Raw genomic sequence first — 24,939 nt, forward strand, 5'->3', positions numbered from 1 at the left:
CTATCCGTCGCGATCCCGGAGTTTTAAAATGAAAAAGTGCCTCGCCCTACCCGCCCTGTTCAATTAAAAACTGAGTCTGCCATTGCGCACCAGAAATCTGTTATTGATGGTAATCCACAACGGCTCGCCAGAGAGGGGAGCTTCCTCCGGCAGTCCTTTCTGGGCATGCAGATGCAAGTGCGGTTCCGAGCTGTTTCCCGAGTTGCCCATCTGTCCCAGCAACTCACCGGTTGTTATCCTGTCTCCGGTTGCAACAGCAATGCTTCCCTGGCGTAAATGCGCAAGAATCGCGAAAAAATCCCCGCAATTGATAGCAACATAGTTGCCAGCCATGTGGTTACGGTCCATTTCAGGAACAGGCATATCTTCTATTCCATCAACGACCAGGGCTACTTCGCCCCTGCATGGCGAGAGCACCGGCACGCCAAAGGTTGTGTATCTGGCGGGATCTGTCGGCTGCCAGCCATTCTTGTGAAATCCCAGAGAGCTGATACGGAATATATCCAGAGCCTTGCTCTGGCCGCGCCACGGGCGAAAACGCTCGACTGTCTGGTCCAGGGTTTTGAGATGCGCATTGATCATCGGTGCGCTGCCTCCATGGGCGATGAGGTAGTGCCCCGGGGGAAAGGGCGGAGCTATGTCCACCACCGCTTCCGCAGGCAGCACTCGACCCTTGATTGCGTGCCATGCCAGGTAACCTCCAGGCAAACCCAGCAGCACGGCCGCTACCGAGATCAGCTGAAGCCCCCACGCAAGCCAGCCCAACGCCGGGTAAAATGCCACCCACGCCAGCAGCGCCAGAGGCAGAAGAACCTGTGTGAGCATTACTATCCAGGACATTGGTCAGGCCTCTTTCCTGTTTCACCAAACTCACTGGGAAACTCAACAGCGGTCACGTCCGCCACAAAAAACGGAAAATACTGGTCCGTCGCGAAATGATTGCCAGCTTCCACATGAGTCGGCAGGCGGAAACCATCGAACGGCCGGAACTCGGAGAGGTATCCGCCAAAAGGCTGCAGCCGGTGCTTCTTCTCGGGATTGGCGTTACTCCAACGCTGAAAACTGACCTCAATGGGCTGGCCGTCTGCTGACACCCTGAGATCAACGGACTGCGACATGCCGCGATACTCCACGGTGACTCGCGCCTGGTCGGCATCCAGGCTCTCCCATATAACACCCGGGCCGGGCAACAGCGCTGCAGGCGTCCAGAATACGGCTTCGGCGACATAACGGCCAAATGCCGAACGGGCATGGTCCGGATCTCCCCCGAGGCGGGCAATGGGCAGCAACCCCATCAGCCAAAACCGCGTCCACCGCTGGCTGTCAGAACCGGACAGCCTCATCAGGCCGCGCCGTGCACGCATTTTCCAGACGAACCCGGAAGGCACCGCCAACACCTGGGTTGCCTCGAAATCCAGATAATTGGGATTGCTCCTGTCTCCCATGCCGAAACGCCCCGCCATGCTAATGCGGGCGACCGTCGAAAGCAGCGTACCTGGTTCAATGGTATACAGAAAATAACGCCGTGCCGGTTCCGGCAGATCGGCAACCAACTCAGCCGCAAAAACCGGGGGCTGTGCGGGCTGCGCGCTCACAAGCTCACGCATGGCTTTGCGGTCCGCCCGGTGATCCAGCAGCCGCCAGGCCGAAAGCACCAGCCCGGTCAGAACAATCACCCCTGGCAAAATCGCAAACAACTCGGCTTAACCATGTCGGGTTCCAGCAAGATTACTTTTGAAGGAGAAGCATAACCCAATCCAGATCACGGCAGATAGAATTGGCAAATGACCAAACCGCCAGCTCGACATTCTTACCAACCACACCGTCTTCACTTACCTGCAGCCGGCCAGTGCACCTGGCCACTTATACCATCACGGTCGCGAATCTTTCTCTGTCGATGCAGCAAAAATCACAGATAGCGGACGCGGGCACTGACAGTAGTTACACTAGTCCTTGATAGCTTAGTAGATACGAGGCGTGAGAAAAGGGGTAGAACCCCATGAAAGCCGCGGATTCGAGAAGCGTGGCAGAGAATTCAGACTGCAATCAGGAAACATTGGGAATGAGTGAGCCCATCGAGGATAAAAGAGCATCAGCGCCGCCACCCGCAAAGAGAGGCTTCAGTGGTTTGCAGGTCTTTGGCATCGTCCTGCTCACCCTCGTTGCCACCATCGGCGTTGGTTACTGGTGGTTAAGCCACTACGTGTTTCCCGACAATTTCGAACCCGTCACTCTCAATGCCAGTGAACAGGATTCACTCAATACGAAACTGAATACTCTGGGTATCGATACCCAGGGCGCCGAATCTGGCCGCCCGTTGCAGCCGGAGCCCTACAGTGAAGACGGCGCCAGCCGGGAGGTACGCTTCAGCGAGCGGGAACTCAACGGTATGCTGGCCAATAACACCGATCTGGCTCAGAGACTCGCCGTCGACCTTTCGGATGATCTCCTGAGCGCCGTGCTTCTGGTGCCTCTTGAAGAGGGTTTCCCTTTACTCGGTGGCAGAACCCTACGAGTCAATGCCGGAGTAGAACTCTCCTTTGCCAACGGTCGCCCCCTGGTTAAGTTAAGGGGTGTCAGCCTGATGGGCGTCCCCATTCCGAATGCCTGGCTGGGCAACCTCAAGAATGTGGACCTCGTCAACGAGTTCGGTGCCGACCCGGGATTCTGGCAATCCTTTGCAGCAGGTGTGGATTATATCCAGGTCGAGGAGGGGCGGTTACTCGTCCGGCTCAAGGAATAGCCCCTAGCATAAGCAAGGCTTGTCGCGTTTCAGCAGTTGCCCTTTTTCGCCTGGCCCGGTGGGCAGAAATGGCCACCAGACTTCCGGTAAGACCGGTGATCGTCGTAGTCATGTCGACGGCGATCATAGTCGCGATCGTGTTCTCTATGATCTTCGGTGGCAATGGCTGTTCCGGTTGCCGCACCGACGGCACCGCCGAGAATAGCACCATCTCTGCCACCTACCTCGTTGCCGATGGCAGCCCCAATTGCTCCGCCAATACCGCCACCTAGCGCGGCGTCGGCTGTGTCATCCGCAACGGCCCCCAATGAGGTGGCACTCAGAGATAAAAAAACGAGCAGTGATTTCATTTTCATTGATGTAAGTCCCATTGTTCAGATGGTCTGATTTGCCCAGCATGACGGGAAGGAGACCATTTTCTCCATCATCCCATCAGGCACTCGTCAGTTTTGTGAACCATTGAAGAATATCAGAAATCCACACGCAGCCACCTATTACCTTTTGTTTATCTTTCAGTAGGTTACAGAAGTTTAAGAGATGCGCATTCCTTTCGAATCGGACCTGAACAAGACGCTCGCACTCTACCTCCGACTCAGCCGTTATCCGGATCATCCGGGACCTGAGAGCCACGAGTTCAGCTGTGCGCTATTTCTTATAGGTAAAAATTAATCTGTCACGGATTTCCGGTTTTACCGAGCGCCGGTTTTCCACATTAATTTTCGCACCCCCCGTAACTTTTGCCCGCTTCAGCTTTCTAATCTTGAGCTACAGCGCGTCAGGGATTGTATGGTTAAGGAGGAAGGCTCGGCCAAGAATAACATGCCTGCCTCCTTGAGAAGGGAAGGTCCTGGGGGTTCTACCCCGTTTCCACGGACGGTTTTAAAACGGCTGTAACTTCCGCGGGAGTCAATCGCCGGGGCCCGGCGCCACCTGGATTGAAATAAAGCACATCGCCAATCCACTCATTACGGGGTTTGTGGGAATGGCCGGCGATCTCCTCCAGCGCATCCAGAACCTCGTCCCGCCCCACATCACCGGCATGAAGGATCAGGTCCGAGCCTTTCAAAACCTCCAGGGCTTCGGGACGCATTTTGCTATGGGTGATCTTTTCTACCGCCTTGATCAACGCCTGCTGGAATTCCCGCTGCGGGCGCTCGGTGTCATCCACCAGCTAGAAGCCGTCCGGAACGCCAGTGCCGTCAGCTTTAAAATGGAAGCGGCCATCCAACTGATCACCAGTACTGAGTTGATGGTGACAGTAGTTGTCGAGGTGCCTCTGGCTGGGCTGTAATAAACGTTGATTAGTCTGGGGGCTGCGAGTAAATTCGATTCAGCCAAAACCTGCCAAAGATCGGTAATGCAGCGTCACGGCCCATTTTGCCCTTAAAGGGCGCTCTTACAGGGAATGATGATAATGAGCATGAGAGATACTTACGTTAAAAAACTTCAGGCCAAGCTCGACGAATGGAATGCCGAGATTGACAAGCTGAAAGCCAAAGCCGATTTCAAAGAGGCGGATGCCCAGCAGGAATATTACAAGCAGATCGACGAACTGAAATCGATGAAAGACGATGTCAGCAAGAAACTGGATGAAATAAAGGAAGCTGGCGACGATGCCTGGGAAGATCTTAAAGCGGGCCTTGATAGCGCCTGGGACTCGGTAAGCAGCGCGTTCAGCTCTGCCACCTCTCGCTTCAAATAAGTTTCCTGCGAAACCTAATCCTGCCCATGATCCGAACCCTCGGCGGCATGCTGGGCCTCGCTGCTCGGGTTTCCAGATCTTTATGAGGAAGATGGAGCGGGTGAAGGGAATCGAACCCTCGTCGTAAGCTTGGGAAGCTTCTGCTCTGCCATTGAGCTACACCCGCATCCTGCGGCCCAATATAGGCTTGCAGTCGCACTCTGACAAGCAGTCTGACCCGACACAAGCTCACGATCCCGGTTTTCCTGCTGACAGCGCATAGTCGATCGCCGCACACACCGCGGCAACCTGCGCGGCATTGCATTGCCCGGGGGTCACTCGGTCGCTGTCCGGGTAAACCTCGGTGGTGGTCCTGTAGCGGGCGTTGGTCATACTTGTGCAAAGGCCAAGCTGCTCGAGCGGGTACTGAATAACGCCTCGAGCGGCCACCGGCGAGCCTAAGATCTCGCCGTTGTCATCAGCTTGTGCAATATGGGTGACCTTTTCCACCGCCTTGATCAACGCCTGCTGGAATTCCGGGTGCGGGCGCTCGGTGTCATCCACCAGGTAGAAACCGTCCGGAATGTCACCCGGCTCAAACGGTTTGCCATCACGGGCCGCAAGCGCCGGGCGGAACTCGGTTTCGTCGGTATCGGTGGTCTCGTGCAGGTCGATGTGCAGCAGTATTGGCTCCTCTGTCGAAGCGACCAGTTGCATGAGCGCCGCTGACTCCCCGGCCTGACCGTCATCACGAAACGAGCGGTTGGGGTCAATCGCGTTCGCGTTCCAGCGATGGATGCGTTCATAAGCCCAGGGGCTGACGCAAGGCGCCACCAGCAGGTTTACACGACCGGCATAATCCGCTGCATGGTGTTCAACGAACTGCAGCGCACCGTGGACACCGCTTGTTTCATAGCCATGCACTCCGCCCGTAATCAGCACCACCGGCCGATCGGCACGCCAGTCGCGGCTGCGGATTGCCATCAGCGGATAAACGTCCGGGCCGTATTCCAGGCGGCCATACTCTTGCACGTCGAAGCGCGAACGCAGGCGCTCGACCACGCTCAATACGTCGGACTCGTAACTGCGTTGACGGCTCTGCCGTGACAGCCACTCAGCACGTTCCGCGTCGCCCCAGGGAGTGCCGGGCGTACCGATTGGATAGGCCGCTGAAGCGGTGCTCATATCGCTTTTTCTCCTTCGGTCAGTCACTCGTGCGCATCTTCAGCGTTTCCGGACGGAACACCGCCGTACCCAACACCAGAACAAACGCTGCCAGCACAAACACCTTATTCACAAACCAGTTCGTGCGCCAGATGGACCACTCCGGCTCCGCCAGGAACCAGATGAACAGAGCGGTGATGATCAGGATCTCAACCACAGACATGCCAATGGCCAGCATGCGCGTATACCATGGCCTGGCCAACAACGCCCAGGCCAGCCAGAGGTGCGCAACCGGCCACAGATCCCAGTAGATATAGGTTGCCCACCCCTCATTGCCGGCCAGCGCAAAGCCAATCGGGAACAGGTATTTGATAAAGAGGGTCCAGGCCACGAGGATCACGAACAGATGCGCGAGAAACCCGACCCAGGGGCTCCGGACATTTTCAATGGGCGATGTCATTACGGCGCTCCTTTCGGCTACCCCGGAAATACTGGATGCTATCCTGCAATTTTATCAGCTCTGAGAGGCCCCCATGGCAAACCCCAAACGAATCTACCTCGCCGGCCCGGAAGTATTTTTCCCGGCCACCGAACACCAGGCCATCGTCGGCGAGAAAAAACGCCTGCTCCGGGAATACGGGCTTGAGGGTGTGGACCCGCTGGACACTGAGCTCGTATTCTCAGACAACGAAGCAAAACCCGAGCGCGGTCAGCGAGTCTACCAGGCCAATCGCGAACTCATGGACAGCTGCGATGCCATCATCGCCAACCTGACACCCTTCCGCGGCATCAGCGCGGACCCGGGCACCGTCTTTGAGGTGGGCTATATGATCGGACAGGGCAAGCCCGCCTTCGGATTCAGCCTGGACAACCGACACTACCGGGAACGGGCGGGCTCAACCAGTCTGGACGACCTGGGCCACACCATTGAGGACTTTGAGATGAGTGACAACCTGATGATCGAAGGCGGAATCAGCGATTCCGGTGGTCAGCTGTTCGTGGCAGACCAACCAGGCGAACATCGGTTTTTCTCGGCGGAACTGTTCCGCTGCTGCGTGCGAGCACTGGCCGATGCCTGAACAAACCCCACTTCAGATCCTGTTCGACACCCTCCCCCAGACCGGCCGAGTGGAATGGATCGGTATCCGCCCCGCCCGTGGTGAAGCCATGGAAGAGCTCGACAGCGTAGTGGTCACACCCGGCAAAGGCCTGGAGGGTGACCGATTCAAAGGCCGCGAGACCAGCAAACGGCAAGTGACTCTGATTCAGCAAGAGCACCTGTATGCCATCGCCTCCTGCCTGCAACGGGAGGCCATCGCACCGGAGGTTTTCCGGCGCAACATTGTGGTGTCTGGCCTGAACCTGCTGGCCCTGAAAGGCAAACGATTCCGAATCGGAAATGTGGTGCTGGAATACACAGGCCTTTGCCACCCCTGCAGCAAAATGGAAACGTCGCTGGGACCAGGCGGCTACAATGCCATGCGCGGGCATGGGGGCATTACAACACGGGTGGTTGAAGCGGGTGACATTGCCCTTGGGGACGACGTTCAGGCCTGTCTATGAATTGGCGAATTTGCCGGGAAACCAAGAGGGGTCGCAACCAATAGAAAACAGATCTGTCCCGGCCCTCCCAACGGATCAAACCGGCAGTTCAACAATCTCACCCACCACACCGTCTTTACTCACCTGCAGCCGCCCCACCGTAATCGGCAGAGTAAAACGCCGGGGCCCGGCGCCACCCGGATTGAAATAAAGCACATCGCCAATCCATTCATTATGGGGTTTGTGGGAATGGCCAGCGATCACCACGCGGTAACGGCCTTGCGGATCGATGTCGAAGGTTTTGACGTCGTGGAGCATGTAGAAAGCGTGGCCCAGGACTTCCAGATCCTGAATATCGGGAAGAGTCGCAGCACGGCCTGTTTTGTCGATATTGCCACGGATCGCAACCAAGGGGGCGATCTCCTCCAGCGCATCCAGAACCTCGTCCCGCCCCACATCACCGGCATGCAGGATCAGATCCGAGCCTTTCAAACCCTCCAGGGCTTCGGGACGCATTTTGCTGTGGGTGTCTGCGATCACTCCGATTTGCATGCTTACGCCCTCCAGATTCCACAATGACGCCCACCCAGCCCGTGCGCATGGCCATGCAGGTCAGCATTGCTATAGTGAAACAAGACCACCTGATTCTCAATGTCGGCCAGAACAGGTAAATACATGTTTCTCTCGGTAGGACTCCCCCATGCCCACTTATACCGTCACGGTTGCGAATCTTTCCCTGTCGCTGCAGCAGAAATCACAGATCGCGGAGGCCATAACAACGGCCCATAGCACACACACCGGCGCGCCCCGATTCTTTGCCCAGGTTCTGTTTCTTGCCGCCAATGAGGGCGAGCACTTTGTCGGTGGCAGCGTGAACACGGCGCCCCAGGTGTATGTGCATGGCCTGGTACGGGAAGGCCGCACTACCGAGGTCAAACAGGCCCTGATGAGCCAGATGCTTGAAGAGATAGCCCGAATTGCGGGCATCACTGCTGAAGACGTGTGGATCTACCTGCAGGACATTCCAGCCACTCAGATGATCGAGTTTGGCCGTTTTCTGCCAGCGCCGGGAGATGAAGCTGAGTGGGAAGGGGGAATGACTCCAGAAAAGCGGGCCAGGTTGCCCGATTAACCGGACGCTGACGCTCGGCGAGAGGCTTCAGGCTTGCCTGCGAAAACGGTGCGAAAACCGGGACAGATCAATCTGTCCCGGTTTCCCCAACTGCAGCCGCTCCTACCAGGCTTCAAGCTCTCTCCGGACGTCTCGAAAAACCTCTTGATCCCGCGACTCCAAAAACGCAGCAAACTCAAAAGCGTCAAAACCGTGGAAGTCCTTTTCTGGACGATCAATCGGCAACCCCGGATCCGCCCCAAGCTTTAGCAGTGCGCGGAGGTAGTCAATATCCGCGTACAGTACTGCCTCATGCACCGGTGCGAAGCCATTGTAATAGTCGTTAACAGACTCGCCCCTTGCCGCAAAATGTCGAAGCAGCTCGTAACCACGGCGCCTCATGATAGAGCCACTATCGTGTGTATCCAACGAGGCACCCACGAAATTGATCAGAGGTTGCGAGCAGCCATCCATCGCGCTCATCGCCTTACCGCAACGTTCATACGGCCAGTCGGAATGCGTCAGAAGCCAATAGGCGGCTGCAGGCCTTATTGCCAGGCTATTGGAATCGAGAGGGTTCCATGGCACCTCTTCAGGATCAAGAAGCGCAATAACGGTAAGTCCCCAGGCATCAGAGCCGAAAGCCCAGGTGCGGTAGATCATCGGGAACAATGTCAGGACAATGGCCAGGATCACTCCGCCAATGATGAGTGCCTTTTTGTGGCCCAGGAAATATTTGGTAAGCACGTCGCTCCTCCTTGAGCTCTGTGAGATAGGTTATTTACACCGCGGTCGGTAAATTGCCAAGGCCCAGCGCTACCGGTTTAGTCGAACGCACCGAGATACCAGCCTGAAAAGAAAAACAGAAACATAAGAATCGCGTACACGGTGAACGGTACTATTACCCACAATTTCAACGAGAGAGGTAAAGGTTCGTTCTCGTCACCCATTCTGGATTCGATACGGGGCCCTATTCGCGGAAGGTTCCGAAATACAAAGAACGCGTATATATATGCCACCCGCATCCATCGCCCGATCGGGCCATTCCCCCAGACTATACGCATTCCATCCAGGTATTTGCCTGGCGTTGCAATTCGCCGCTCAACTTCCGCAGTTTTTCGAAAGAATAGTGTAACCATCAGAAACATCAGAATGATGCCAACGCCCAGAGAAGCGGCGCCCGTAATCGCCGCTAATGTTTCCAATTGCTCATCATTCATGGATAACCTCCCTGAGCTTCTCGCCCAAGTTCTTACCACCCACTCCGCCAGCATGTCCACCGCCTGCTGCGCCAAGGCCTCCAGCGATGACTGCACAGGCCACACCACCTATGCCTGCGCTAGTGACCGCGAAGACCGTGCAGGTTGAAGCTAAAGCTACCGCACCAATACCACCGCCCGCCAGCGAACCAGTGAACTTACCTCCCTCCTGATACGCGACGACCTGACATTCTCTCTCGCTTCCAGAGGTACATGCTTCATGGATTTTTAACGTAGACATGGACGCATCCAGCGTTATCCCAAGATAGCCCACGTTTCGAGCATACCTGGCCCCCGTTGCCAGCCTCTCGTAGTGCGTGGCGTACCCTGGTATGCCACCGACCCCAGCGGTCTTCCAGCTATGAACAATACTCTTCGAAGACAACCCCAGTGCCCGCTTCAACTTCGCATCATCATCCAGTGACATACCTTGGCGTGCCACACTTCCCAGAGAAAAATCCAGCTCTTTAAAAAGCGCCCGCCGCTTCTGGAAAAAATCGGGATGATTGAGATGCCCATGCTTCCGGTAACTGTCCTGATGAAGCCGCTCGATGTTCTTTAGGGTCCTCTCAATGCTGCCAATCTGCTTTGAGACCATTACTGCGCCCGCACCCAGCCCCGCCGAACTCGTTGAAGTAACGGCTTCCAACAGAGCATAATACTTGACGAGAAACTGCGCTTCGTCCTGATCCAGAGACCGTACCTGGGCATTCACCTGCGCCGCCACCTCCATCAAATCAGCTTCTTCCCGAGTACACTCCATTCCTTCCGGATCACCCAATACAATCATCTCTCCGGGTAACACCTGGCCTCCAAGGCCCGGATTCAAGCGGTCAAAGCTGTCAGGCTCTGCCGAAGCGTCACCATAGAGCACAGCCAACAGAGCAGTCTTGCTCGTTGGGCTCTGAACCACATGAAAGCCCGGTTCCACAGTAGTCTCCTGCGTTTGATCCTTTGAGCCCTGATCAGACACACCAGCCACAACCTGGCCACCAGCCTCCGCGCGGCTATCGCCAAGGGCTAACCCGTTTGGGTTTGCGGACTGTGGGTACGATAAGGAGCCTGTAGCTCCAGCATCAGCACTACGAGCATCAGATGCTTCCGCCCTCGAAGCAGGCTTTAATGGGGCGGGTGAAATACCGGAGAACTGGGCGGGCGTATACGTATCACCAATAACAACGCTGCCACTACCGATGGTAACGCCACCGCAGGAGATCGCCCCACCAGTCACGGCAGCAGGAATACCATTGATCAAAACGGTTCCAGAACCGGCGGCTATAGCGCGGGGATGAGGTGGATGCTTGGGTTTGGAGTGCGGCGCGAGAGGATCCCCAACGCGGGCAACAGGTTTGCCATCAATCAACACATTGGGGGAGCCGGCAGTCACCAGTGTTGGTGGAAACCCGGAGTGATCAGTACCCAGGTCACCTACTAAAACAACCTTCTTGCTCATTCCATTGCTCCTTCTGTCCTTGAGGGAGATCTATCCATATTTCCGCAGGGTTGCCTTCACTGGCTCCTGCCGCTGCAATGCCAATCAGAGTTTCCAAAATAACCAGACAGGAATCAAGCAGCACGAGGAGACCCGTTATCCTCACCGGCCTGCAAAGTCCAGGTCATACCCAAAGCGCGCCCAGCTTTGACAAGCGTTGTGATGGTGACACCGGTATCCTTCTCGTCAAGAAGGCGGTTAACCACAGTACGGCTAGTATGCATTTTCTGGGCAAGCTGAGACTTGTTTATGCCGGTGTGTCCCATAGCCTGCTGAATCTGCCAAACAATTACCCGCTTCAGCGCCTCAGCTTCTACCTGCTCAAGCGTGCCATCGGATTCGAGCAGATCATCGAGAGAGCTGCCAACGTGCTTACGCTTTGTCATTTGCTTGCTGCCACAAAACACGACGTTAACCGTTTTCCTTATCATAAAACCCCTTCCTTGATGCAGCCCAAATGTACCTAAATAGGTACGCCCATGCCACAACCTTCTACTGACCCATTCCCTTTCGTGAAAACCGGGACAGATCTATTTTCCAGATGCCGGCCTCCCTGGCTTGCGAGTTTCAACTCTGATACCGATACGGTTTTCAATTTCATCCACGAATTTGTTGCCGCCGGTCAGCTTACTGCTATTGATCGCAGCGCGAATCAATTCATCTGACGACGAAGCATCTTCCTGCTCAACAAACTGCCGATAGGCTTCAACCCTCATCTGGTGACTGCCTGCCAGTGCCCGAAAGGTGTCAGGCTCATCCAGCCATTGGCAATGTGACGCCCCGACCCGTGCACAGTAGCTCGACCACTCATACAACTCAGGTTTATCCACCATCCCGGCTTTAACAGGGTTGAGCTCCACATAGCGACAACAAGCCAGCAGATAGGCATCGGTATCAATAGGGCTGATCTTGTACCGTCCTTCCCAGAGCGACCCACTGCGTTTTTCGAGGGCATTTACAAAGCGTGTTTGACGACCTGCCAGGCGCTTCATCAATTGAGGAATTGCGGTCAGATTGTCGTTGGCCTGAACGACCAGGTGAACATGGTTCGTCATCAGGCAATAGCTGAATACCTCCAGCTCATATACCTGCTTCCATTCCTGAAGGTTTGCGAGGTAGTACTCAAAGTCACGGCGCTCGACGAACACCGGTTGGCGGTTATGGCCGCGTTGGACAATATGATGGGGAAAACCGGGCACAATCACCCTAGCCTGTCTTGGCATCAGCTTCTCCTTGCTTTTGAAGCACAGAGTCCGTTCTGTGGATTGAAGGTCGATGTTAACCGAACTACAAAGCCGGTTAATAGGGGCTCATATTAGCCTCGAGGCACTGGAAAATCCGGGAAAATAAATCTGTCCCGGTTTCTATGGGGAAAACCGGGCACAATCACCCTAGCCTGTCTTGGCATCAGCTTCTCCTTGCTTTTGAAGCACAGAGTCCGTTCTGTGGATTGAAGGTCGATGTTAACCGAACTACAAAGCCGGTTAATAGGGGCTCATATTAGCCTCGAGGCACTGGAAAAGCCGGGAAAATAAATCTGTCCCGGTTTCTCCTGGCAATCAATGTAAGCAGTGACCAGTTTCGGGAATTCCTCGCTGGCAAGCTTCTCCAGTCGGGGCTTGATGGCCTGACAGACGCCGCAACTTGCGCCCCCATACAGGACCAGCACCGCAGGGCTGGACTGGAGCAATTCCGATAAGGCCTCTTCAGAGCATATGTTTTTCACAGTTAAATCCCGATAAGCACGACCGGTTTAATATCCAGCGCCTGCCGGGCAAACTCCGCATCCGGCCACACCAACAACCAGCCAAGAACCGCAAGATTGAGAATCACATTGAACCAGAATGCCACCTGAAACGAAGTCTTACGGGTTTTGTGGCGAAAGAATTGCTGGCCCACCAGAGCCCCCGGCCAGCCACACAGAAGTTCAAACAGGTGCAAACGTCCCTCAGGTACCCGTCGGTTGCCGCTCTCGGCGGCTCCTTTGTCGACCGCGTACATCAAGAAAGTAACCAGGCTCATCACCCCATAAGCGACCGGCAAAAGCAGCGGCACGTAACCCTGAAGATACAACACAGAGACCGCCCCTCCGACTGCGGCTGCAATCAACAGAGCGACCCAGACACCAGTCGCCACCGCTGCGCGGTGCCGTGCAACGCCGGCGTACTGGAAACTGGCAGCCCTTAACCGGCCTTTCTCGTCTTTTGTCTGTGCGTAAATTACCTTGCGGATGGCCGAAGGCCTGCCCCGCCCCTGATAGGCGCTGATATGGGCAAACAGACGCTCACCTCCGTTTTCCGGGGTGATGAAACCGAAGCCCTTGGCATCGTTCCATGAGGTTAGTGAGCCTTTTTGATTCACCTGATGCTTCCTTGAATAGTCATTTTTGCGGCTGGCAGAAAGAGCCCAGAGACCTGAAACGAAATCCAGCCCGGCTTCTCCATGCGATTTCACGAGATTTTACCCCGGTTACTCCCTCAGTTCATAGCAAGCTCATCAACGCTCGGCTACCATGGCGCGCCGCTATGGGCTCCAGCTTATCGGCAGGGAATACCCAAAATAATCAATTAAGTAAGAAGGAAACTACTGTGCGAAACGCAAGGATCCTGGCAGTACTGGCAGCGCTTATCTACCTCACCGGCTGCGCCTCCGGCGCCAAGATGGGCAACATGGTGTACGAGGGGCCAGTGAAGGCCTACGACACCGCCCTGGAAAACAATGTGGATGTCACCAACGTGTCGGGCGGCGAGGAAACCAACCCCGCCTGGACCTCCGAGATCGACAACGACGCCTTCGCAGGCGCCCTGAAACAAACCCTGCAAAAACAGGGGCTGCTTTCCGGCTCCGGCCGTTATCAGCTCGAAGCTCTCCTGCTTGAGGTGGACCAACCTATGTTTGGGCTGAACTTCGAAGTGACCACACAAGTGAAATACATCCTGAGTGACCGAGATAACAACGGAGCGGTAGTCATGAACGAAACGATTGTCGCCCCCTACACCGCCACGGTTGGCGATGCCTTTGCCGCCATCAAGCGTCTGAGACTGGCCAACGAAGGTTCTGGAAACGCCAATATCCAAGGCCTGCTGGAGAAACTCTCCGAACTGCAGATCCAGCCCGGTGACATCGCCCTCTCGCAATAAACTTCTGGAACCCAGCCCCACTACAAGGAAGCATCATGAAGTGCCCACTATTACTCACACTGGCCGCCATCGCGTTTCTGTCTACCGGTTGCGCATCGGTAGTATCCGGAACCGACCAGAAACTCACCTTCAACAGCGAACCTGAAGAAGCCACCGTTACTGTTTCCGGCCGTGTGCTCGGTAAAACGCCGCTTACTGTGCCGGTAGACCGGGGCTCCAACCAATCCATTACCTTTGAGAAGGAAGGCTACGAGACCTACACCGCTCAGCTCTCCACCACAACCAACCCGTGGTTCTTCGGTAACATAGTGATTGGAGGGTTATTGGGTTCCACTACCGATGGCGTCTCCGGTGCCATTCACGAGTTTTCCCCGGACCAGTACTTCGTCACCCTGAAGCCTGACACACCAACGGGAATCTCAACCTCCAGGCCGCGACGGATCAAGGAAATCATCATCGCGTTCAGCGGAGAGTTTCGCCACGAGCTGGCAAGCGGCGGTGGTGAAAAGGTGGACACCATCGTGCAACTGCTGGATATCGACGCCTCGGAGAAAGACACCACCATCCGGGCACTGAACCAGCTTGCGCTGGCGAACGAGAACGACCTTGAGCTGGCTAAAACGATTATTGAGGTTTACGACGTTCAGTAAAGGCCCACTCTCGAAACCGGGGCAGAACTATCTTCAAGTTACTCCGGTTTTCGATCTAAACATCAGCCCTGGTTTTCCTGATTTTTTTCAAATCCCTTGTAACTTTTACTCGCTTTGAGCCTCTAACTGATAGTTATCGCTCGTCAGGGTATGTCCCTCGGAAGTGGTGGGCTTGATCAAAAATAACATGCCTATCGCCTTGCGAACGGTCCGATGCAAGCCATCGGGCAAACTATAGGAGGGCAAACCATGCAACATACGTTAATTTATTCCGCATCCCTGTCACTACTTCTGGCTGTTTCTCCTTCATATGGTGATCAGTGGGAACGGCAGCTGAACTACGAGGGGGTAGCGCAGAACATATCGGGCACCGCAAGCACCGTCCGCTATGATTGGTCAGAAGTGGAAGCCAACCGTCGGATGCAACTGGAGCGAAGTGCATATCAGGAACCAGGCTTTGATATCGAAAGCCTGCCACCTACGGCTGCCGGACCGCAGCAAAGCAGTGACATGGATGTTGATTGGTTAGAGGTAGAGATGAACCGTCGGAAGCAACTGGAGCGCGGCGCATACTAAGGCGCGACTTTTATTTCCGTGGGTGCAAATCGCCAGGGCCCCGGTCCTGGCGAACGCATTATTCGCCTCGGTCAAGCCGCGCGACCAGATCCGTTATCCTCACCAGCCTGCAAAGTCCAGGTCATACCCAAAGCGCGCCCCGCTTTGACGAGCGTCGTGATGGTGACTCCGGTGTCCTTCTCATCCAGAAGGCGGTTAACCACCGTCCGGCTGGTATGCATTTTCTGGGCAAGCTGAGACTTGTTTACGCCGGTGTTCCCCATAGCCTGCTGAATCTGCCAGACAATTACCCGCTTCAGCGCCTCAGCTTCTACCTGCTCAAGCGTACCATCGGATTCGAGCAGATCATCGAGAGAGCTGCCAACGTGCTTATGCTGCGTCATTTTATTGCTCCCATTCAGACGAGATTCTTCTTTCGATCTCTCGCCTTCGCCAACTCTTGATCCGGTGTTTTTTGAGTCTTTTTGATAAAGCCGCTCAGCAACACCATATCGCCGCGAAACATCGTGAATATGACTCGTGCAATCCGACCGTTCGAGAGATTACTGCGGACCTCCCACAAGTCTGAGTTAGCCTTCCCAGAGAAGCCTCTGACCAAGGGCATGCCCAGTGGCCAACCATATTCCACCGTTTTCAGGTCAGTCCCGATCACTGAACGATCTTCCTTATCCAGCTTCAGCGACCATTCTTTGACCGGTTCTCGGCCACTGTCACTTCTGTAAAATAAGACGTTAACCGTTTTCTTTGTCATACAACCCAATCCTTGGCAAAAGCCAGTGTACCTAAATAGGTGCATTCATGCCAGCCTTCTACTAATCCATACCCTTTTCAGAAAACTGAGACAGGTCTATTTTTTACAAAAGGAACCACTGCATTTTTCGAGGGCACTCACAAAACAGGTCTGTCGACCAGCGCGACGCTTCATTAATTGAGGAATTGAAGTCAGGTTGTCGTTCGCCTGAACGACCAGATGAACATGGTTTGTCATCAGGCAGAAGCTGAACATCTCCAGCTCATAGACCTGCTTCCATTCCTGAAGGTTTGCCAGGTAGTAGTCAAAATCACGGCGTTCGACGAACACTGGTTGGCGGTTATGACCGCGTTGAACAATATGATGGGGAAAACCGTGCACAACCACCCTAGCCTGTCTGGGCCACCAGAGAGACCGAGAAAATAGATCTGCCCCGGTTTTCCACGTCTGTCAGCATCATGCTTCGGTTCGCCCGCCCCTTCTGATAGGGTAGCCAACTTTTAAAAATCGCCGACCTGGACTCCTGCATGCCCTCACCCAAGCAACACCGCTGGTTTCCGCTGCTTATTTTCCTGGGCGCAGCCTTCACCTTCAGTGTCACGATGATCGGCACCACCAGGCCGATGGCCTGGCGATGATCCTGACCGGCCGGGTGCTGTCGGGGCTGTCCGCAGGGATCTTTACCGGCACGGCCACGGTGGCAGTCATTGAACTTGCCCCGCCCCACTGGCGGGAGAAGGCCACTTTCTTTGCCACGGCGGCGAACATGGGCGGGCTGGGCCTGGGCCCGATGTTAGCTGGCGCTCTTTCCCAGTACCTACCCTGGCCACTGCACCTGACCTTTCTGGTGCACATTGCCATGGCTGTGCTCGCCGTGTGCTGCATCTGGGCAGCGCCTGAGACCGTCTCGAAACCCGCTCGCCCCAGACTGTCTATCCAGCGCCTGAACGTACCAGCGGAAGTCCGCGGTGTATTTATCCCCGCCGCCATTGCCGGATTCGCAGGCTTCGCCATGTGCGGCTTCTTCACATCCATCGCCCCGGCGATGATGGGCAAGGTCCTGGGCTACGACAATCGGTTGTTGATCGGCGTTGTGGCCGGCAGCATCTTCATCGCCTCAACCCTGGGTCAGTTCCTGCAGGGCACACTGCCGCTCAGACTGCGCCTGCCTCTGGGCTGCGTTTCCCTGATACTCGGTGTGATTCCGATAGCGCTCGGCATATACACCCAATCCCTCGCCCTGTTCGTGGTGGGTGCCGTGATTGCCGGTATGGGCCAGGGCATCTCATTCCGCGCCGGCATGGGCGCCATCGCCGCGGCCAGCCCTGTGAGGGAAAAGGCAGCGGTAACGTCCGCGTTCTTTGTCGTGGCCTATATCGCTATCTCGGTGCCGGTGATTGGCCTGGGATTAATGGCGAGCGTGACCAGCCTGAAGACGACCGGGATCACTTTCGCCGCTGTGATGGGATCACTGGCGGCGCTGGCTTTGGTGCTGCTAATTCGGCGGGAACGGGCTGGGGGAAATTAGATCTGTCCCGGGTTACACCAGTGTCCTTCTCGTCAAGAGATTCACGGAAATACTCGACGGGAACTGGATCCATTGGCATATTATGCCAATAGACCTCTAAAAGGACCGACACTGATGACAACGAGAAACATTGTTCTCACCGACCACCAGTCGCAAGTCGTAGATCACCTGGTTGCGTCTGGCCGTTACCAGAATGCGAGCGAGGTATTGCGAGCTGGCCTGAGGATGGTGGAGGAAGCTGAGTCCAGTTACGCTACGAAAATGAATGATCTCAGAACCGCTATCGATGCGGGCCAGGAAGACCTGAAAACCGGCAGAACCAAAGCATTCACTGGTGACGAGTTCGCGACTTACCTCACTGAACGTGCGGAGCAAACCATCAGGAAGAAGCGGGATACCTGATTACAATGAAACCACTAAAAAATAAATCTGTCCCGCTATTTCATGTCCCGCTATTTCAGCGGAAATACCACCTCATCATCGCCTTCCTGCCAAGACGGGAATTTGATCATGGCCTGCAGGAACACTGGATGTTCCAGCCAATCCCTCAGCCATTTCTGTAAATTCGGATAGGGCAGACTGTAAAACACCTCCCGATCGACATGGGCGAACTGGCGTACAAAGGGCATGATGCCAATATCAGCGATGCTGATGTTGCTCCCCAGGAGATACCGGTTCTTGGCTAATAGGCTTTCCAACGCCTGCAAAAACACCTCACCCTTTTGCTGGCAATCCCACTGGGAGAGTTCTGGATGGCGATCCGCGTATTTATAACGATCCAGCCAGTGTTTGAATTCGTTATCATTGCGGTCAATCAGGGCATTAGCGCTTACTAAATCAGTGTTCAACAAACCCTTCGGATCACTCTGCCCCAACGCCCATTCGACGATTTCCCTGCTTTCCTCAATAACGAGCCTCTCAAAACGATCGCCTCTTGCCAGCTCCAGAACAGGAACCGTGCCTTTGGGACTGAGCGCCAGCATCTGCGCCGGCTTGTTTTTTAGCACGATCTCCCGCAGCTCCACCGTCAGTCCGGCAAACAAGATCCCGAGCCGAGCACGCATAGCGTAAGGACAACGACGGAAAGAATATAAACGAGGCAGCGGAAAGGTAATGGAGTGGCTCCTGGCTGAATAAACGAAGCTGATATTAACTGAAGCACGGTGATCGTGGAAACATTCGACGCCGCCCCCTGCGATGCGCTCCAATAGAGCATTAACAAACAACCAGAGCCGAGCCCTATGGCAAAAATCAAAAAGCAGCCACCGTCACCGCAAACCCAGGAGGAAGCCTTGACCATGGCAAAGGCGACTCAGCGGCCCCGGCAAAGCAAGGAGCAGACAAAAATGATCGCGCGGGGTATCGAGAAGGGCATTGATCAGTATAAAAAACAGCAAAAAGCCAAAGCCCGGGAAAAAGACAAACAGCGCAAAAAACAAGAACACCAAACAGCGACCGAAAGCGCGGAACAAAATCCTGCAAAATCCGAGATCCGCTATCGAACCCCATGGCTACCTTGGGCGCTGCTACTGATCACCTGGGCTGGAATCGGTCTCTATATACTGGGATTGGGCCTGGGGGGCTAAACGAATCAATGGCGGCCAGGTTCATGCTGGTGCCTTCGCCGATGGCGGCGCCGGCGACCTCCGGTTTCAAAAAATAGATCTGTTCCGGTTTTCGGGCCATCAACCGCCGACCAGCTTAATTACCCGCTCCAGCATCGGGTCTTTGCCTTCCTCGCGCCCTTTTCGGCCAAGGTACTTGAGACGGATGTGTGGCGGGATGCCGACATCTTCGTAAATCTCACCGTCGTAGGCCCGGTAGATTTCATTGGACAAGGTCAGGTGCCAGCCATTTGGCAGATGGCGCTCGAGCGTGTCGGAAAGGATGCCCTGGGTAGGCTCGCCAATAAGGGTGAGACGGGGATGCTGCAGCAATGAGAGCACGAAGATCTCTGCGGCACTGGCCGTTAGCTCGCTGGTCAGCACAAACAGGTTGCCCTGGTAAGTCTCATTGACAGGCGTGACATAGACAGACTGCTTTCCGGTGAATCCATTGCCATGACGGGCTGACTTGGTGAAAGCCAGCCGTTTGCGATCCATCAGGTACGCTGCAAAGCGCAGTGCGACACCATCGTACCCCCCACCATTATTGCGAAGATCGACCACCAGATTGGGGAGCTCGCCAACATCTGCCAGTACCCTCTTCATCACACTATCGACCGCACTGAGATCCGCAGCCGGTTTGCCTGACTTGCCGCTTTGCCCGGCCATGGCCCGGATGTTGAGGTAACCGATGAGGTCATTAAGGCGCCCCCACTCCACCAGCCGGTTGCCGCCATGGCTAACGGCGCTTGCGAGATAATCCTCATGGATCACGTGACGCGCCGACTCTTTGAGATCGCCCAGGTAGCTGGTGAGCTCCCGGTCATCATTGGCGTCTTCAAGTTCCTGTGTCAGCCGCCTGAAGAGCGCCGGCTGGGCACCTGCCCTGTAATGACCCCAGGGTGAATGCAGACGAATATGGCCATCCTTCAGAGGCCGTAGCATCGCAACCATGATGGCAAAGAGCGTTTCCTGTGATGTGTTCGCGTTAATCTGGGGAAAATAGTCATGATGCGCCCGGTCCCAGGCCACGCCCTTGAGTTCAAACAGGGCGTATTGCTCGTGAAAGGTTCGCCAGAAAACGTCAAAGTTGTATTGCGGATCCTTTGCCCTGTGCCTGTGACTTTCAGTGACACTGGCGGGCAATCCTTTCAGGCGACGGAAGCTGATACGTGCTACGCCAGTTACCCGATGGGCACTGAACGCCTGGCCACCAGGGGATACCGCCAAATCTTCGTAATAGTGGCCAAGTTCTTCAATACTGCCCGCATCAATCTTAAGGCAGCTGATGCTGGTTTCTTCAAAAAGGGTGTACCAATCTTCCTCGATCAGCAACACATTGCCGTAACCCTGGGAACGCCAGACACCCTGCAGGCGCGCAAAATCAGGGCTGGAAAGAGAACTGCCGCGGCGTTGGGCGGTTTTCATAGAGGACTCCAGGTCCATTTCTGTTGTTTTCAGACATCAGGCTACAGTCTCACAACCATTGCACCTTTCTTCGCCGCAAAAAAGTGTTTTAATTTGGAAAAGACATCAAAGACACAGGCGCAGACCTTGTCGTAATGGCCTCCCATGCGCCCGTCAGAAAACAGGACGAACAGCCATCGGAATGATGGTTCAAAGGGTTTTCATGACCAGGATGCGCGAATGCCGTGGTGGTCGCCGACAGCAGAGCGGCAGTTAGGCTGACTTTTCTTAGCGGTTTCATACGGGAAATAAATCTGTCCCGGTTTTCCCATTCTCAGTTGATGCTCGGCAGCTTTGGATCAACGACGAAATCATGCCGCCGGTTTGTATTTGAAACAAGAAGTGCTCCCAACCCAAGGAGCCCGGCTCCTATGACAAACCTGCTCGCCTCGCCTTTCGCAGCAATCATTCCGCCCAAAAAACCAAATCCAAGCGCAACCTGGAGTTGAGGGCTCATACGTTTTCCGGAAGTTAGATAGTATGCCGTGTGCTCACAGTTATTCGAAATAGGGCAGTAAACCCCACCTACCTGATTCACCTCAGAAAGCCTTTTAGAAAAGCCTTGCTGATCAATTTTCTGACGCTTCACCGATACCGGTTTACCGTTAGCGTATTGCTCAAACGGCACTTTCACCAAACGGCTTCCCGGCTGAATGTGCAGTACCTCATTCGACCCAAGATAGACGCCAACATGCTCCACCACCCCTTTGCTTCGGTATAGCAAATCACCCACATTCAAGTTAGAATACATATTCACAAAACCTCTTTTTTTACGTTTTACGTATTTGAATGCAAATTATAGCATCGTTTTCTATAAGTCAACCCACTTACTCAAAATAGAAGGGCTTCCCATGCAAAATGGAAAAACCTCATACTCTGCAGTACTGGGCGTTGTTCTCTCTAACCTCAGGAAAACCATGAGCATTGAACAGGGGGAAATGGCCGAACGGATGGGGCTTTCACAACCGAGTTACAGTCGACTTGAAAGCGGGAAATCTGCATTCTCAGTCGACCAGATGTTCCAGGCAGCTAATGCTCTCGGCATAAGTTTTGAAGAGTTGAACACCCGCTTGATCCAAAACATCAGACAGCTTCAAACCAATGGAATCAAGGTAATTCAGCCGGTGAGAGGCAACACAGCCAAGGCTCAGGAACAGCAGAATGAGGTTGGCCAAATCCTTGCGGGTGCGGCACTTGGGGCGTTGATTTTCAGCATCTTAACAAAATAAAAAAGCACCTCACCTAGCCTGCTGAATCGCATTTTCCATCAGCGCGCGTGTCATCTAAATCAAGCTTTACAGTTCATCACCAAACAAACAGGCATAACCTCAGATCGCTGCTACGCTTAGTTAGGAAACTAAATCTAATAAAAACAAGGAGCGTCCCGCCATGCCCCGTCCCGAATTCCTCACTGGCGGAGAGCCAGCACGCCTTATCCCGATAACCGCAGACAGCGCCAGGGAACAAAAATCCGTCTCCGTCATACTCGCAGGCCTGCGCTCTGTGCTTGAACTGCGCCAGTCCCTACTGAAATCCCTGGGGGTACGTGTCGGGACCAGTGCCACCCTTGAGGCATGGATAGAGCCGGTATTCCTGAATGAGGACAAGAAAGCTGTCAAAAACAAAGACCGACCAGACGGCCTCCTGATTCTTCGCACCGGCAGACGTGAATGGCGGGCACTGATTGAAGCAAAGGTCGGCAACGAAACCATTGGTGAGGACCAGGTATCGTGCTACCTCCAGCAGGCAAAGAACCACAAACTGGATGCCGTGATCACCATCACCAACCAGTTTGCAGCACGGCCGACTCACCACCCCGTAAAACTCCCGAAGAACGCCACCAAGTCCGTAGACCTTTTTCACTGGTCGTGGGCCTTCATCCGAACCCAGTGCCAGCTTCTGCTCAAGAACGACGGTGTTGAAGACGAGGACCAGGTATTCATTCTCAGCGAAATACTGCGATACCTTGAAAGCGACCGCTCCGGCATCAGTCATTTCGACCAGATGAATGCCGAGTGGAAAGACGTAGTCAACAAAGTGAAGAGCAACGCCCCACTCGCCAAAACCAGCGATGAAGTCCAGAATACCATCGCCGCCTGGCATCAGGAGCAACGGGACCTTTGCCTGATCATGTCCCGCCTTACCGGCAGCGACGTTTCCCTGAAACTGAAAAACGACCACCGTCTGGACCCTGCCAAGCGCCTTAAGGACGATGCCGATGCCTTCTGCAAAACACCGACACTGAATTGCGCACTCCACATCATCAACGCGGCGGCGGACCTGGAAGTAACGGCAGACCTCCAGCGGCGAATGATTTACTGCTCAATGCGCCTTACGGCACCGAAAGACAAGCAAAGCACCAAGGCCCGGGTTAACTGGCTCCTGCGCCAACTAAAGAAGACCGCACCCGCCGGGTTCTTTATTCGCGCCACACGGCCCGGCAAGGCAGAAACGACTTACCAGGCACTGAAAGACTTGCGGGATTCACCGGACTTGCTGGAATCGGATACGTCCAACACTGCTGTCACGACGCTGGAAGTTGTCTACGAGGTAGATCTTGCCGGTAAGTTCAGTGGGCGGAAGGTTTTTGTGGAGGAGTTGGAGAAAGCGGTGCCGCATTTTTATCAGGAGGCGGGACAATTGCTAAAGGCCTGGGCACCACCACCGCCTAGAATCTCTAAGGTTGAAAGTGCCCCAGCAGCTACAGGTGAGGAAGCAATTCTGGAGAAATAGTTCTGTTTCGGTTTTCCTTTTCCGGTTTCAAAGTAACCTCGATCGGGAAAAGAGCGATGGGCAGGAGGTATCACGACAAGGGGGGGTTGAAGAAGGTGAGCTGACGCGCGGTAACAACGTTAAGGTCTGCGCTTGATAAAGTAGATTCCGGGTATTCTTACCTAGGCGGACATGAAGAAAGTACGCCTGTCCCGACTTTCAAAAAATAGGCCACTAGAAATAAAAAGGCTATTAAAAAGATGAAGCTTAAACAGAATATTGAGAAATTTGAGCTTTACATACTTTCTCTTTGGTTGCTTTTCGTACTAATAACTATACTAACTATAAACATCCCGATCTGCTTTGGAGAGAAGTGTAGTTTCATTGGGTGGAGTGATTTAATCAGAAAAAACATAGCACCAACGATTTGCATTTCGCTGATAATAACAGGAATATTTCTGTTTATTAGATTCAACTACCGAGTGTCAGGAAGCAAAACACTTCCTATGAGAATAGTTGAAATAGAAGATACAAACTACGAACACCTCACTTTCCTTGCAACATACATAATACCACTTATCTCTATTGACCTATCTGACTCACGGTATCTTTTGGTACTGACGATTGTTCTCATCACTATCGGGATAATATACGTAAAAACGGACAAATTTTATGCAAACCCTACTCTTGCAATACTAGGATACAGATTATACAAAGTAACTCTAAAAACACGAACAGACACAAGGAAAGACGTAATAGTTATCACTAGGGATCGACTTTCGAATTCGGATAAAATAAGGACAATCGACCTTGACGAAAAGGTGTGCTTCGGGAGAGTAGTATAATGACGATAGAAAATCTAAAATCAAGAGTTTCAGAAATAATAAGCAGAGATGATTGTTCAGCTGAGTTTTTCTTTCTGATCGATAATAATGATGGAATGAACGTTAAGTCTGTAGAAATAGTCGACGGGGACCACATGGAACTCGAAGCGCTTTTTATGGCTTCAGTGAGTGATTCAATCCTCTTGGATGATAACCTGTCACTAATTGAACTTTCAAGCGCAGACGATAGGCGTGATGCACTTTATAGGTATGATCTTGAGGAAATACCTTCACAACTTGAATATTTAAAAGAAATCATAGAGAACGAATCGTTCGAAACTTTTGATTTTACTAAAGACAGCCTATCCCATCTTGAAGGGATCCTCATACTTCTTGGCAACGAAGAAAGTCAAATTGCCATATACAAGCATCAATACCCCATTAGCTTGATGAAAAAAGATAGTGGGGTTTTTAACCTAATGAAGCCAAATGGCGGCAGCCGATTTAAAAAATTGGATGTAGATATACTAAAAATAAATAAAAAGTTTGAGTTTTTCAAAGTAGATGGGCAATACTATATTCTTGACATAAAAGCGCTTGAACGTTTCTTTGGCTTCCTGCATATTCCGGCGAACGTGAACGCCCATTCTGGCTGAACGTGAACACCTTTTTTCTTAACGCATCACCCACCGGAG

At 53.8% G+C, this 24,939-nt stretch carries 36 protein-coding genes and 1 tRNA gene; 16 read left to right on the top strand and 21 right to left on the bottom strand.

What is annotated here, in order from left to right; translation table 11 throughout:
* Window positions 1-63: 63 nt before the first annotated feature.
* Both QPM17_RS21065 and QPM17_RS21070 read right to left on the bottom strand, forming a co-directional pair.
* The gene (locus QPM17_RS21065) at window positions 64-840 is read right to left on the bottom strand and encodes a M23 family metallopeptidase (protein WP_285393600.1); all 777 of its coding nucleotides are present in this window, start codon (window positions 838-840) and stop codon (window positions 64-66) included.
* Window positions 828-1,676 (bottom strand): DUF6544 family protein, encoded by an 849-nt coding sequence (locus tag QPM17_RS21070; RefSeq protein ID WP_285393660.1) that lies wholly within the window; start codon window positions 1,674-1,676, stop codon window positions 828-830. Before QPM17_RS21070 ends, QPM17_RS21065 begins: the two co-directional genes overlap by 13 nt.
* A 386-nt stretch (window positions 1,677-2,062) precedes the next feature.
* Here QPM17_RS21070 and QPM17_RS21075 point away from each other — a divergent pair, with 386 nt between their 5' ends.
* Window positions 2,063-2,743, top strand: a complete 681-nt coding sequence (locus tag QPM17_RS21075) for an arginine N-succinyltransferase (RefSeq protein WP_285393602.1) — start codon at window positions 2,063-2,065, stop codon at window positions 2,741-2,743.
* Between the two features lie 29 nt (window positions 2,744-2,772).
* Here QPM17_RS21075 and QPM17_RS21080 read toward each other — a convergent pair whose 3' ends face one another.
* On the bottom strand, window positions 2,773-3,099 hold the full coding sequence (locus tag QPM17_RS21080) for a glycine zipper domain-containing protein (RefSeq protein WP_285393604.1): 327 nt from the start codon (window positions 3,097-3,099) through the stop codon (window positions 2,773-2,775).
* 500 nt (window positions 3,100-3,599) lie between these two features.
* Window positions 3,600-3,833, bottom strand: a complete 234-nt coding sequence (locus QPM17_RS21085) for a metallophosphoesterase family protein (RefSeq protein ID WP_422732790.1) — start codon at window positions 3,831-3,833, stop codon at window positions 3,600-3,602.
* Here QPM17_RS21085 and QPM17_RS23845 point away from each other — a divergent pair.
* Both QPM17_RS23845 and QPM17_RS21090 read left to right on the top strand, forming a co-directional pair.
* Complete coding sequence (locus QPM17_RS23845) at window positions 3,726-4,034, top strand: hypothetical protein (protein WP_422732791.1); 309 nt, start codon at window positions 3,726-3,728, stop codon at window positions 4,032-4,034. The genes QPM17_RS21085 and QPM17_RS23845 overlap by 108 nt on opposite strands.
* 123 nt (window positions 4,035-4,157) lie before the next feature.
* Window positions 4,158-4,445 (top strand): sll1863 family stress response protein, encoded by a 288-nt coding sequence (locus QPM17_RS21090; RefSeq protein ID WP_285393606.1) that lies wholly within the window; start codon window positions 4,158-4,160, stop codon window positions 4,443-4,445.
* A 92-nt stretch (window positions 4,446-4,537) separates the two neighbouring features.
* On the opposite strand, the gene QPM17_RS21095 is transcribed toward QPM17_RS21090, so the two are convergent.
* The 3 genes from QPM17_RS21095 to QPM17_RS21105 all read right to left on the bottom strand — a co-directional run bounded on the left by QPM17_RS21095 (window position 4,538) and on the right by QPM17_RS21105 (window position 6,048).
* Window positions 4,538-4,611, bottom strand: a tRNA-Gly gene (locus QPM17_RS21095).
* Between the two features lie 62 nt (window positions 4,612-4,673).
* Window positions 4,674-5,609: a M14 family metallopeptidase gene (locus QPM17_RS21100; protein ID WP_285393608.1), complete on the bottom strand. Its 936-nt coding sequence runs from the start codon at window positions 5,607-5,609 to the stop codon at window positions 4,674-4,676.
* Between the two features lie 19 nt (window positions 5,610-5,628).
* Window positions 5,629-6,048: a hypothetical protein gene (locus tag QPM17_RS21105; RefSeq protein WP_285393610.1), complete on the bottom strand. Its 420-nt coding sequence runs from the start codon at window positions 6,046-6,048 to the stop codon at window positions 5,629-5,631.
* Between the two features lie 73 nt (window positions 6,049-6,121).
* Between QPM17_RS21105 and QPM17_RS21110 the strand changes: the two genes are divergently transcribed.
* Window positions 6,122-6,667 carry a nucleoside 2-deoxyribosyltransferase gene (locus QPM17_RS21110; protein WP_285393612.1) on the top strand — a complete coding sequence of 182 codons (546 nt, stop codon included), beginning with the start codon at window positions 6,122-6,124 and terminating at the stop codon, window positions 6,665-6,667.
* Entirely contained in the window at window positions 6,660-7,151 is a 492-nt protein-coding gene (locus QPM17_RS21115; protein ID WP_285393614.1) for an MOSC domain-containing protein, read from the top strand. Before QPM17_RS21110 ends, QPM17_RS21115 begins: the two co-directional genes overlap by 8 nt.
* A gap of 75 nt (window positions 7,152-7,226) precedes the next feature.
* Here the strand turns inward: QPM17_RS21115 and QPM17_RS21120 are convergent, their stop codons facing one another.
* On the bottom strand, window positions 7,227-7,682 hold the full coding sequence (locus QPM17_RS21120) for a metallophosphoesterase family protein (protein WP_285393617.1): 456 nt from the start codon (window positions 7,680-7,682) through the stop codon (window positions 7,227-7,229).
* A 148-nt stretch (window positions 7,683-7,830) separates the two neighbouring features.
* Between QPM17_RS21120 and QPM17_RS21125 the strand changes: the two genes are divergently transcribed.
* Window positions 7,831-8,262, top strand: a complete 432-nt coding sequence (locus QPM17_RS21125; RefSeq protein WP_285393619.1) for a tautomerase family protein — start codon at window positions 7,831-7,833, stop codon at window positions 8,260-8,262.
* A 102-nt stretch (window positions 8,263-8,364) separates the two neighbouring features.
* Here the strand turns inward: QPM17_RS21125 and QPM17_RS21130 are convergent, their stop codons facing one another.
* The 7 genes from QPM17_RS21130 to QPM17_RS21160 form a co-directional block, all read right to left on the bottom strand.
* The gene (locus QPM17_RS21130; RefSeq protein WP_285393621.1) at window positions 8,365-8,988 is read right to left on the bottom strand and encodes an ankyrin repeat domain-containing protein; all 624 of its coding nucleotides are present in this window, start codon (window positions 8,986-8,988) and stop codon (window positions 8,365-8,367) included.
* Between the two features lie 77 nt (window positions 8,989-9,065).
* Window positions 9,066-9,461 (bottom strand): hypothetical protein, encoded by a 396-nt coding sequence (locus QPM17_RS21135; protein WP_285393623.1) that lies wholly within the window; start codon window positions 9,459-9,461, stop codon window positions 9,066-9,068.
* Window positions 9,454-10,953, bottom strand: coding sequence for a type VI secretion system PAAR protein (locus QPM17_RS21140; RefSeq protein WP_285393624.1), 1,500 nt, complete (start codon window positions 10,951-10,953; stop codon window positions 9,454-9,456). Before QPM17_RS21140 ends, QPM17_RS21135 begins: the two co-directional genes overlap by 8 nt.
* A gap of 113 nt (window positions 10,954-11,066) precedes the next feature.
* Window positions 11,067-11,378, bottom strand: coding sequence for a helix-turn-helix domain-containing protein (locus QPM17_RS21145; protein WP_285393662.1), 312 nt, complete (start codon window positions 11,376-11,378; stop codon window positions 11,067-11,069).
* 144 nt (window positions 11,379-11,522) lie between these two features.
* Entirely contained in the window at window positions 11,523-12,215 is a 693-nt protein-coding gene (locus tag QPM17_RS21150) for a transposase (protein WP_285393626.1), read from the bottom strand.
* A gap of 272 nt (window positions 12,216-12,487) precedes the next feature.
* Entirely contained in the window at window positions 12,488-12,718 is a 231-nt protein-coding gene (locus tag QPM17_RS21155; protein ID WP_285393628.1) for a thioredoxin family protein, read from the bottom strand.
* A gap of 2 nt (window positions 12,719-12,720) precedes the next feature.
* A complete protein-coding gene (locus QPM17_RS21160; RefSeq protein ID WP_285393630.1) occupies window positions 12,721-13,353 on the bottom strand; it encodes a DUF1294 domain-containing protein in 633 nt (210 codons plus the stop codon).
* 227 nt (window positions 13,354-13,580) lie between these two features.
* On the opposite strand from QPM17_RS21160, the gene QPM17_RS21165 reads away from it, so the two are divergent.
* The 3 genes from QPM17_RS21165 to QPM17_RS21175 all read left to right on the top strand — a co-directional run bounded on the left by QPM17_RS21165 (window position 13,581) and on the right by QPM17_RS21175 (window position 15,358).
* The gene (locus QPM17_RS21165) at window positions 13,581-14,132 is read left to right on the top strand and encodes a hypothetical protein (RefSeq protein WP_285393632.1); all 552 of its coding nucleotides are present in this window, start codon (window positions 13,581-13,583) and stop codon (window positions 14,130-14,132) included.
* A gap of 35 nt (window positions 14,133-14,167) precedes the next feature.
* On the top strand, window positions 14,168-14,782 hold the full coding sequence (locus QPM17_RS21170; RefSeq protein ID WP_285393634.1) for a PEGA domain-containing protein: 615 nt from the start codon (window positions 14,168-14,170) through the stop codon (window positions 14,780-14,782).
* Window positions 14,783-15,031: 249 nt separating this feature from the next.
* The gene (locus tag QPM17_RS21175; RefSeq protein ID WP_285393636.1) at window positions 15,032-15,358 is read left to right on the top strand and encodes a hypothetical protein; all 327 of its coding nucleotides are present in this window, start codon (window positions 15,032-15,034) and stop codon (window positions 15,356-15,358) included.
* A 71-nt stretch (window positions 15,359-15,429) separates the two neighbouring features.
* On the opposite strand, the gene QPM17_RS21180 is transcribed toward QPM17_RS21175, so the two are convergent.
* From QPM17_RS21180 to QPM17_RS21190, 3 genes are all read right to left on the bottom strand, one after another.
* Window positions 15,430-15,741 carry a helix-turn-helix domain-containing protein gene (locus tag QPM17_RS21180; RefSeq protein ID WP_285393637.1) on the bottom strand — a complete coding sequence of 104 codons (312 nt, stop codon included), beginning with the start codon at window positions 15,739-15,741 and terminating at the stop codon, window positions 15,430-15,432.
* 14 nt (window positions 15,742-15,755) lie between these two features.
* Window positions 15,756-16,109: a type II toxin-antitoxin system RelE/ParE family toxin gene (locus QPM17_RS21185; protein WP_285393639.1), complete on the bottom strand. Its 354-nt coding sequence runs from the start codon at window positions 16,107-16,109 to the stop codon at window positions 15,756-15,758.
* A 96-nt stretch (window positions 16,110-16,205) separates the two neighbouring features.
* Window positions 16,206-16,490: a transposase gene (locus QPM17_RS21190; RefSeq protein WP_285393641.1), complete on the bottom strand. Its 285-nt coding sequence runs from the start codon at window positions 16,488-16,490 to the stop codon at window positions 16,206-16,208.
* 253 nt (window positions 16,491-16,743) lie between these two features.
* Here QPM17_RS21190 and QPM17_RS21195 point away from each other — a divergent pair, with 253 nt between their 5' ends.
* Window positions 16,744-17,637, top strand: a complete 894-nt coding sequence (locus QPM17_RS21195; RefSeq protein WP_285393643.1) for an MFS transporter — start codon at window positions 16,744-16,746, stop codon at window positions 17,635-17,637.
* A gap of 114 nt (window positions 17,638-17,751) precedes the next feature.
* The gene (locus QPM17_RS21200; RefSeq protein ID WP_285393645.1) at window positions 17,752-18,039 is read left to right on the top strand and encodes a type II toxin-antitoxin system ParD family antitoxin; all 288 of its coding nucleotides are present in this window, start codon (window positions 17,752-17,754) and stop codon (window positions 18,037-18,039) included.
* A 50-nt stretch (window positions 18,040-18,089) separates the two neighbouring features.
* Here QPM17_RS21200 and QPM17_RS21205 read toward each other — a convergent pair whose 3' ends face one another.
* Window positions 18,090-18,740 (bottom strand): glutathione S-transferase, encoded by a 651-nt coding sequence (locus QPM17_RS21205; RefSeq protein ID WP_285393664.1) that lies wholly within the window; start codon window positions 18,738-18,740, stop codon window positions 18,090-18,092.
* A 138-nt stretch (window positions 18,741-18,878) separates the two neighbouring features.
* On the opposite strand from QPM17_RS21205, the gene QPM17_RS21210 reads away from it, so the two are divergent.
* Window positions 18,879-19,223, top strand: coding sequence for a DUF2956 domain-containing protein (locus tag QPM17_RS21210; RefSeq protein WP_285393647.1), 345 nt, complete (start codon window positions 18,879-18,881; stop codon window positions 19,221-19,223).
* A gap of 99 nt (window positions 19,224-19,322) precedes the next feature.
* On the opposite strand, the gene QPM17_RS21215 is transcribed toward QPM17_RS21210, so the two are convergent.
* A complete protein-coding gene (locus tag QPM17_RS21215; protein ID WP_285393649.1) occupies window positions 19,323-20,669 on the bottom strand; it encodes a S41 family peptidase in 1,347 nt (448 codons plus the stop codon).
* A 313-nt stretch (window positions 20,670-20,982) separates the two neighbouring features.
* Window positions 20,983-21,459, bottom strand: coding sequence for an NlpC/P60 family protein (locus QPM17_RS21220; RefSeq protein WP_285393666.1), 477 nt, complete (start codon window positions 21,457-21,459; stop codon window positions 20,983-20,985).
* 100 nt (window positions 21,460-21,559) lie between these two features.
* Between QPM17_RS21220 and QPM17_RS21225 the strand changes: the two genes are divergently transcribed.
* From QPM17_RS21225 to QPM17_RS21235, 4 genes are all read left to right on the top strand, one after another.
* On the top strand, window positions 21,560-21,937 hold the full coding sequence (locus QPM17_RS21225; RefSeq protein WP_285393650.1) for a helix-turn-helix domain-containing protein: 378 nt from the start codon (window positions 21,560-21,562) through the stop codon (window positions 21,935-21,937).
* Between the two features lie 160 nt (window positions 21,938-22,097).
* Complete coding sequence (locus QPM17_RS21230; protein WP_285393652.1) at window positions 22,098-23,441, top strand: hypothetical protein; 1,344 nt, start codon at window positions 22,098-22,100, stop codon at window positions 23,439-23,441.
* Between the two features lie 239 nt (window positions 23,442-23,680).
* Window positions 23,681-24,265, top strand: a complete 585-nt coding sequence (gene kwaA, locus QPM17_RS23850; RefSeq protein ID WP_422732788.1) for an anti-phage protein KwaA — start codon at window positions 23,681-23,683, stop codon at window positions 24,263-24,265.
* A complete protein-coding gene (locus QPM17_RS21235; RefSeq protein ID WP_285393653.1) occupies window positions 24,265-24,900 on the top strand; it encodes a Kiwa anti-phage protein KwaB-like domain-containing protein in 636 nt (211 codons plus the stop codon). Before kwaA ends, QPM17_RS21235 begins: the two co-directional genes overlap by 1 nt.
* Window positions 24,901-24,939 lie beyond the last annotated feature (39 nt).

Source organism: Marinobacter azerbaijanicus (assembly GCF_030250645.1).
Taxonomy (GTDB): Bacteria; Pseudomonadota; Gammaproteobacteria; order Pseudomonadales; family Oleiphilaceae; genus Marinobacter; species Marinobacter azerbaijanicus.

Bases quoted from the DNA above. Each gene is read 5' to 3' on its own strand.
- QPM17_RS21065 (WP_285393600.1), bottom strand. From the start codon at position 840: ATGTCCTGGATAGTAATGCTCACACAGGTTCTTCTGCCTCTGGCGCTG.
- QPM17_RS21075 (WP_285393602.1), top strand. From the start codon at position 2,063: ATGAGTGAGCCCATCGAGGATAAAAGAGCATCAGCGCCGCCACCCGCA.
- QPM17_RS21080 (WP_285393604.1), bottom strand. From the start codon at position 3,099: ATGAAAATGAAATCACTGCTCGTTTTTTTATCTCTGAGTGCCACCTCA.
- QPM17_RS23845 (WP_422732791.1), top strand. From the start codon at position 3,726: ATGGCCGGCGATCTCCTCCAGCGCATCCAGAACCTCGTCCCGCCCCAC.
- QPM17_RS21085 (WP_422732790.1), bottom strand. From the start codon at position 3,833: ATGCGTCCCGAAGCCCTGGAGGTTTTGAAAGGCTCGGACCTGATCCTT.
- QPM17_RS21090 (WP_285393606.1), top strand. From the start codon at position 4,158: ATGAGCATGAGAGATACTTACGTTAAAAAACTTCAGGCCAAGCTCGAC.
- QPM17_RS21100 (WP_285393608.1), bottom strand. From the start codon at position 5,609: ATGAGCACCGCTTCAGCGGCCTATCCAATCGGTACGCCCGGCACTCCC.
- QPM17_RS21105 (WP_285393610.1), bottom strand. From the start codon at position 6,048: ATGACATCGCCCATTGAAAATGTCCGGAGCCCCTGGGTCGGGTTTCTC.
- QPM17_RS21110 (WP_285393612.1), top strand. From the start codon at position 6,122: ATGGCAAACCCCAAACGAATCTACCTCGCCGGCCCGGAAGTATTTTTC.
- QPM17_RS21115 (WP_285393614.1), top strand. From the start codon at position 6,660: ATGCCTGAACAAACCCCACTTCAGATCCTGTTCGACACCCTCCCCCAG.
- QPM17_RS21120 (WP_285393617.1), bottom strand. From the start codon at position 7,682: ATGCAAATCGGAGTGATCGCAGACACCCACAGCAAAATGCGTCCCGAA.
- QPM17_RS21125 (WP_285393619.1), top strand. From the start codon at position 7,831: ATGCCCACTTATACCGTCACGGTTGCGAATCTTTCCCTGTCGCTGCAG.
- QPM17_RS21135 (WP_285393623.1), bottom strand. From the start codon at position 9,461: ATGAATGATGAGCAATTGGAAACATTAGCGGCGATTACGGGCGCCGCT.
- QPM17_RS21140 (WP_285393624.1), bottom strand. From the start codon at position 10,953: ATGAGCAAGAAGGTTGTTTTAGTAGGTGACCTGGGTACTGATCACTCC.
- QPM17_RS21145 (WP_285393662.1), bottom strand. From the start codon at position 11,378: ATGACAAAGCGTAAGCACGTTGGCAGCTCTCTCGATGATCTGCTCGAA.
- QPM17_RS21150 (WP_285393626.1), bottom strand. From the start codon at position 12,215: ATGCCAAGACAGGCTAGGGTGATTGTGCCCGGTTTTCCCCATCATATT.
- QPM17_RS21170 (WP_285393634.1), top strand. From the start codon at position 14,168: ATGAAGTGCCCACTATTACTCACACTGGCCGCCATCGCGTTTCTGTCT.
- QPM17_RS21175 (WP_285393636.1), top strand. From the start codon at position 15,032: ATGCAACATACGTTAATTTATTCCGCATCCCTGTCACTACTTCTGGCT.
- QPM17_RS21180 (WP_285393637.1), bottom strand. From the start codon at position 15,741: ATGACGCAGCATAAGCACGTTGGCAGCTCTCTCGATGATCTGCTCGAA.
- QPM17_RS21185 (WP_285393639.1), bottom strand. From the start codon at position 16,109: ATGACAAAGAAAACGGTTAACGTCTTATTTTACAGAAGTGACAGTGGC.
- QPM17_RS21195 (WP_285393643.1), top strand. From the start codon at position 16,744: ATGATCCTGACCGGCCGGGTGCTGTCGGGGCTGTCCGCAGGGATCTTT.
- QPM17_RS21200 (WP_285393645.1), top strand. From the start codon at position 17,752: ATGACAACGAGAAACATTGTTCTCACCGACCACCAGTCGCAAGTCGTA.
- QPM17_RS21210 (WP_285393647.1), top strand. From the start codon at position 18,879: ATGGCAAAAATCAAAAAGCAGCCACCGTCACCGCAAACCCAGGAGGAA.
- QPM17_RS21215 (WP_285393649.1), bottom strand. From the start codon at position 20,669: ATGAAAACCGCCCAACGCCGCGGCAGTTCTCTTTCCAGCCCTGATTTT.
- QPM17_RS21220 (WP_285393666.1), bottom strand. From the start codon at position 21,459: ATGTATTCTAACTTGAATGTGGGTGATTTGCTATACCGAAGCAAAGGG.
- QPM17_RS21225 (WP_285393650.1), top strand. From the start codon at position 21,560: ATGCAAAATGGAAAAACCTCATACTCTGCAGTACTGGGCGTTGTTCTC.
- QPM17_RS21230 (WP_285393652.1), top strand. From the start codon at position 22,098: ATGCCCCGTCCCGAATTCCTCACTGGCGGAGAGCCAGCACGCCTTATC.
- kwaA (WP_422732788.1), top strand. From the start codon at position 23,681: ATGAAGCTTAAACAGAATATTGAGAAATTTGAGCTTTACATACTTTCT.
- QPM17_RS21235 (WP_285393653.1), top strand. From the start codon at position 24,265: ATGACGATAGAAAATCTAAAATCAAGAGTTTCAGAAATAATAAGCAGA.